At 42.1% G+C, this 1,333-nt stretch carries 2 protein-coding genes; both read right to left on the reverse strand.

Annotated elements, in window-relative coordinates; all coding sequences use genetic code 11:
- Positions 1 to 201: 201 nt before the first annotated feature.
- Positions 202 to 570: a hypothetical protein gene (locus AB4496_RS20575; RefSeq protein WP_048660709.1), complete on the reverse strand. Its 369-nt coding sequence runs from the start codon at positions 568 to 570 to the stop codon at positions 202 to 204.
- Between the two features lie 343 nt (positions 571 to 913).
- Positions 914 to 1,093, reverse strand: coding sequence for a TraY domain-containing protein (locus AB4496_RS20580; RefSeq protein WP_016800598.1), 180 nt, complete (start codon positions 1,091 to 1,093; stop codon positions 914 to 916).
- Positions 1,094 to 1,333: the final 240 nt, after the last annotated feature.

Here is a 1,333-nt window from a genome sequence, read left to right on the forward strand (position 1 = left end):
AGGGTGCGCTGGGTGCGTTTTTTCATAATAAATATCCTTATTGAGTGATAAATTTATCAAGTGTTTGGTCATGATGGAGTAAAAGACCTCCTTGCCTGAGAAGCTGGGAAGAAGGGTTAGGTTGTCCTAGGCAGACCGTGCAACGTGCAAATTAAACGGCGCGTGGGGAGAAAGGTTAAAATCGACAGGTATAGGCACGCATCATAAAGAAAACAGAGAAGATTTCGCGTACTTCAAACCGCGATTACGACTCACATGTTGCTTCCAATTTTGAGCGCTAATGATGGTGTTCTTAAGCTTCCGATAACGTTTTTTACAAGCATTCTTTGAAGCTGGGAGAGTGAGACGGTTAACTGATTGAACTTGTTTTTGAACCGCAACAAAATGAACACCCTTCCAATAGAAAGGGAATGAAAGGTGTCCAGTAAAAGACAGTAAGGCGGCAAACGCCATGTGTTCACGCCCGACCGTTCCCAGTTCTTTGACGCTGACAAAATCCCCTTGTTCAACAAAGTGGCCTAATACATTCGCCGCCTCATCTGTACGACAATGTCCGTAGATAATCTGCATCGTTCACACTCCTTTTTAGGACATTGTTTTGTTCTTTTAAAAAAGCAAAACAATGGGCTCTCTTTCAAGAGCCGTGCTACAAACTGGCTTGAGCATTCTTGTAGTAGAATGCGCACATCCAAAGGGTGTGGTGTCTGGTATTCCCAAGTAACTCTATTTCACCACTCAACCAGCGTGCTTAATTGAGTAGAAAAACAGCCTTGGACTTCGCCCCAGAGAGGGCTCCTGAATTTGTTAGGCATATTACGCAGGCCTGCGCCCCTCTGCGGCGCTTTTTGCAATCGTGAAGGCAGCCCACCTTCGAGGCCATCTGAAATAAGATCTCAGACGGCAATATCATTCGTTACAGCGACCAATTGGGAAAACGTTTGAGATGATCTTCTAATCGAAGTTTCCCTTCGCGCTTTTTGGCCCGTTCTGCTCTTTTCGCCGATAGCGTTAACGTTTTATTCGCGTTTGCTGAAAGACTAAAAGCGATACCGACTTCCTTGTTATCAACCCTACATTCTGATTTCAAATTCATACAAAATCCTTTTCAATTAAGAAAAACCGAAACGACCGAGTTCAAACTGAAATATCGCTGAACCCTCTAATCGTTCAAAAGTGACCCAGAATTATTAAACTTATTTGCTTTTGTGATGGGCCTCTCAATCTTGCAATTTAACATAACAAATATAATACGCACCAAATTAAGGTGCTGATTTTAAAGAAAATAAATGGGTTTTTAATGTTGGCGCTATTGTTATTAGACATAATTAATATA

The sequence above is a fragment of the Vibrio sp. 10N.222.46.A1 genome (assembly GCF_041473595.1).
Taxonomy (GTDB): Bacteria; Pseudomonadota; Gammaproteobacteria; order Enterobacterales; family Vibrionaceae; genus Vibrio; species Vibrio tasmaniensis_A.

What these genes read in the sequence shown, in the direction of transcription:
- AB4496_RS20575 (WP_048660709.1), bottom strand. Translation starts at nt 570, where the DNA reads ATGCAGATTATCTACGGACATTGTCGTACAGATGAGGCGGCGAATGTA.
- AB4496_RS20580 (WP_016800598.1), bottom strand. Translation starts at nt 1,093, where the DNA reads ATGAATTTGAAATCAGAATGTAGGGTTGATAACAAGGAAGTCGGTATC.